General features: G+C 73.5%; 4 protein-coding genes. All 4 read right to left on the bottom strand.

The window, feature by feature from the left end; genetic code table 11:
• Positions 1 to 380: enoyl-CoA hydratase-related protein (locus AE652_RS18160; protein ID WP_049652731.1), on the bottom strand; the 380-nt coding region annotated here is incomplete at its 3' end.
• A 193-nt stretch (positions 381 to 573) separates the two neighbouring features.
• Positions 574 to 3,300, bottom strand: coding sequence for a pyruvate dehydrogenase (acetyl-transferring), homodimeric type (aceE, locus tag AE652_RS18155; RefSeq protein ID WP_049652730.1), 2,727 nt, complete (start codon positions 3,298 to 3,300; stop codon positions 574 to 576).
• 193 nt (positions 3,301 to 3,493) lie between these two features.
• A complete protein-coding gene (locus tag AE652_RS18150) occupies positions 3,494 to 4,159 on the bottom strand; it encodes a GntR family transcriptional regulator (RefSeq protein WP_049652728.1) in 666 nt (221 codons plus the stop codon).
• A 43-nt stretch (positions 4,160 to 4,202) separates the two neighbouring features.
• Positions 4,203 to 4,669: enoyl-CoA hydratase/isomerase family protein (locus tag AE652_RS18145; protein ID WP_049652727.1), on the bottom strand; the 467-nt coding region annotated here is incomplete at its 5' end.

Here is a 4,669-nt window from a genome sequence, read left to right as displayed (position 1 = left end):
TCCGCCGCCAGCAGGACGTCGCACAGCATCGCCAACTCGCAGCCGCCGCCCAGCGCGAACCCGGCCACGGCCGCGATCACCGGCTTGCGCAGGGCGCCGAGCCGGTCCCACGGGCCCAGCCAGTCGTCCAGGTAGACGTCCGGGAACCGGTTGCCCTGCATCTCCTTGATGTCGGCGCCGGCCGCGAAGGCCTTCTCCGAGCCGGTGATCACCAGACAGCCGATCTCCGGGTCCCGGTCGAAGGCGGTCGCGGCGGCGACCACCTCGTTCATCAGCTGGGTGTTCAGCGCGTTGAGCGCCTTGGGCCGGTTGAGCGTGATCAGCCCCACCCGGCCCTTGCGCTCGACCAGGATCGTCTCGTAGGTCTCGGTCTCGGTCATCGCCGTCGACTCCCATTTCCGCTGCTCGGCGCCCGTGGGCGCGCCCTGACCACCCAACGATCTACGACGCGCCCCGCCTCGCGCCAGTCTTGGTATGCGAGACGCCGGTCACCAGGGGACGGAGGCGGCGGCACGGGCGACGGGACGGAGGCGGCGCCGGGACGGAGTGCCGGCCGGACGGACGCCGGGCCGGTCAGAAGCGGACGCCGTAGCGCTCCGCCGCCTGCCGTACGGTCTCCGCCTTCACCTCGCCCCGGCGGGCCAGCGCGGCCAGCGCCGCGACCGTCACCGACTCGGCGTCCACCCCGAAGTGCCGCCGCGCCGCCGCCCGGCTGTCCGAGAGGCCGAAGCCGTCGGTGCCCAGCGAGGTCCAGTCCTGCTCCACCCACGGGCGGATCTGGTCCGGCACCGCGCGCATCCAGTCGCTGACCGCCAGCACCGGCCCGGGCGCCCCGGCCAGCGCCCTGGTCACGTACGGGACGCGGGCCGCCGCGCCGGTACCGGCCGCGGCCTGCGCCAGGTTGGCCGCGTCGCAGTCCAGCGCCTCGCGGCGCAGCTCCGTCCAGGAGGGTGCGGACCAGACGTCGGCCGCCACGCCCCACTCCTCGCCGAGCAGCCGCTGCGCCGTCAGGGCCCACTGCACGGCGGTGCCGGAGGCGAGCAGTTGGAGCCGCGGCGGGTCGGCGGGCAGGTCGACGGCCGGGGTGGCGGACGACGCGGCGGCGTCCGCCGTGCGGTAGCGGTAGAGGCCGCGCAGGATGCCGTCCACGACCTCCTCGCCGTCCGGGAGCGCGGGCTGCACCAGCGGCTCGTTGTAGACGGTGAGGTAGTAGAACACGTCCTCGCCGTGGGGGTGTTGCTCGCTGCCGCCGTACATTCGGCGCAGGCCCTCGCGGACGATCACGGCCACCTCGTAGCCGAACGCCGGGTCGTAGGAGAGCGCGGCCGGGTTGGTGGAGGCGATCAACTGGGAGTGGCCGTCGGCGTGTTGGAGGCCCTCGCCGGTCATGGTGGTGCGGCCGGCGGTGGCGCCGACCAGGAAGCCGCGGCCCAACTGGTCGGCCATCGCCCACATCTGGTCGGCGGTGCGCTGCCAGCCGAACATCGAGTAGAAGATGTAGAACGGGACGACCGGCTCGCCGTGGGTCGCGTACGAGGTCGCGGCGGCGGTCAGCGAGGCCATCGAACCGGCTTCGGTGATGCCCTCGTTGAGGATCTGGCCGGTCGTCGACTCCTTGTAGTGGAGCAGCTGGTCGCGGTCGACCGGGTCGTAGGTCTGCCCGAGCGGGGAGTAGATCCCGGCGGTCGGGAAGAGCGACTCCATGCCGAAGGTGCGCGCCTCGTCCGGGACGATCGGCACCCAGCGGTGGCCGGTCGCCTTGTCCCGCAGCAGGTCCTTGACCAGCCGGACGAAGGCCATGGTGGTGGCGATCTCCTGGTTGCCGGAGCCCTTGAACAGCGTCTCGAAGGGCTTCGCGGGCGGGGTGGGCAGCGGTGTGAAGCGCACCCGGCGGGCGGGCGCCGGCCCGCCCAGTGCGGCGCGGCGCTCGCGCAGGTAGCGGGCCTCCGGCGAGTCCGGGCCGGGGTGCGCGTACGGGGGCAGAGGGTCGTTCAACGCGGCGTCCGGAATGGGGAGTTCGAGCAGGTCGCGCATGGCCCGGAACTCGGCTCCGGAGAGCTTCTTCATCTGGTGGTTGGCATTGCGGGACTCGAAGCCGGGGCCGAGCGTCCAGCCCTTGACGGTCTGCACCAGCACCACGGTGGGCGCGCCCCGGTGTTCCAGCGCCGCGCGGTAGGCCGCGTACACCTTGCGCGGCTCGTGGCCGCCCCGGGAGGTGGCGACCGTCTCGATCAGCCGCCGGTCGTCCACGGTGTCGGCGAGCGCCCGCAGTTCGGGCGAGCTGTGGAAGAGGTGCTCGCGGACGTACCCGGCGTCCGAGGCGGCGTAGGTCTGGAACTGCCCGTCCGGCACCTCGCCGAGCCGGCGGACCAGCGCGCCCGTGGTGTCGCGGGCCAGCAGTTCGTCCCAGGCCTCGCCCCACAGCGACTTGACCACGTTCCACCCGGCCGCGCGGAAGCGGCGCTCCAGCTCCTGCACGATCTTGCCGTTGCCGCGCACCGGCCCGTCCAGGCGCTGCAGGTTGCAGTTGACGACGAAGGTGAGGTTGTCCAGGCCCTCCCGGGCGGCCAGCGCGAGCGCGGCGGTGGACTCGGGCTCGTCCATCTCGCCGTCGCCGAGGAAGGCCCACACGTGCGAGCCGGAGGTGTCCTTGATCCCGCGCGCGGTCAGGTAGCGGTTGAACCGGGCCTGGTGGATCGCGGAGAGCGGCCCGAGGCCCATCGAGACGGTCGGGAACTCCCAGAACCAGGGCAGCCGGCGCGGGTGCGGGTAGGAGGGCAGGCCGTCGCCGCCGGCCTCCTGGCGGAAGCGGTCCAGCTGGGCCTCGGAGACCCGGCCCTCCAGGAACGCGCGGGCGTAGACGCCGGGGGCGGCGTGGCCCTGCACGTACAGCTGGTCGCCGGAGCCGTCGGCCTCCTTGCCGCGGAAGAAGTGCTGGAAGCCGACCTCGTACAGCCAGGCGGCGGAGGCGTAGGTGGCCATGTGCCCGCCCAGGCCGCCGCGGTGGTTGCCCCTGGTCACCACGGCGGCGGCGTTCCAGCGGTTCCAGGCGGTGATCCGGCGCTCCATCTCCTCGTCGCCGGGGAACTCCGGTTCGGCGGCGGTGGGGATGGTGTTGACGTACGGGGTGTCCAGCAGCGGAGGGACGTCGAGCCGCTGCAGCTCGGCGTGCTCGACGAGGCGGCGCAGCAGGTGGGCGGCGCGGTTCGGTCCGCCGAAGTCGCGGGCGGCGTCGAGGGACGCGCGCCACTCCGCGATCTCCTCGGGGTCGTGGTCGGGAAGCTGGTCGAGCTGGGACACGGGTGGTTCCCCTTTACCGGTGCGCTTCAGGGTGCTTATTCCAGGATGCGGAATAGCATTTCTCTCCATGGAACTATTTGGACGGTAGAGAGTGATCGGGTGGCCCGTCAACCACTACTGGTGGGTAGTTTGAGAGATGATCGATCATCTCTATGCGAACTTTATGCGGAAGGGCAACCCCGGCCCGAGCGGCTCAGTCGGAGTGCCGGGCGTACTCCAGGACGTGCTCGGCCAGCAGCCGGCCGACCGCCGGGTCCTGCCGCCGGAAGGCCTCGATCAGCGGCCGGTGGTCGGCGGCGTTCTCGTGCAGCTCCGGCCGGACCCGGTGCAGCGACAGCACCGTCCACACCTCGACCCCGAGGCCCTCCCAGGCCCGCAGCAGCGTCCCGTTTCCGGAGGCGGCGACGATCTCGCGGTGGAAGGCCACCCCGTGCCGGGCCTGGCCGAGGGCGTCGCCCGCCGCCGCGGCCGCCGCCATCCGCTCGGCGTGCCGCTCCAGCGCGGTGGTGTCCCCGGCCAGCCGGACCACCGCCGACTCGGCGGCCAGCCGCTCCAGCGCGGCCCGCACCTGGTAGACCTCGCGCAGCTCGGCCGGGCCGATCTCGCGCACCCGCACGCCCCGGTTGGGCTCGGCGTCGAGCAGCCCGAGGGTCTGGAGCGCGCGCAGCGCCTCGCGGACCGGCGCCTGGCTGACGTTCAACTCGGCGGCCAGGCGCCGCTCGACGATCCGGTCCCCGGGCTGCCAGCGGCCGTTCAGCAGGCCCTCCAGCAGCAGCCCGCGCACCTGCTCGCCCAGCGGCACCCGGGACAGCGGGTCGGTGCCCCCGGCCGGAGTCGGCGGCGGGACCGGGTGGTTCATGGCGGGCTCCAGGTGTGCCGTGAAAGTGGGGAAGGGGTGGGGCTCAGGCCAGGCCCAGTTCGTCGCCCACGCGCGGGGCGAGGAAGCGGGCGACGTCCGCCTCCGTCACCTCGGCGAGCGTGCCGGGCTTCCAACGGGGGTTGCGGTCCTTGTCGATCACCTGCGCGCGGACGCCCTCGACCATGTCGTGGCCCTCCAGCGCGGCGCAGGAGATCCGGTACTCCTGGTCGAGCACGGCCTCCAGCGAGGGGAGCGTACGGGCGCGGCGCAGCGCGGCCAGGGTGGTCTTCACGGCGATGGGGGAGTTCGCCAGGACGGCCTCGGCGGCCTCCTTTGCCTCCGGGACACCGGAGTTCAGTAGCCGGTCGACGATCTCCTCGACCGTGTCGGCCGCGTAGCAGGCGTCGATCCAGGCGCGCTGGGCGGCCAGTGCGGCGGGCGGCGCGGGCTCGGCGTGCGCGGCGACGACGGCCGCGACGGCGGAGGCGACGGCGGTGGTGCCGGCGGTGG

The organism is Kitasatospora sp. MY 5-36 (assembly GCF_001182915.1).
GTDB lineage: Bacteria > Actinomycetota > Actinomycetes > Streptomycetales > Streptomycetaceae > Kitasatospora.
The sequence above is the reverse complement of the archived record's forward strand: the minus strand, read 5'-3'. Positions and strand labels throughout refer to the sequence as shown.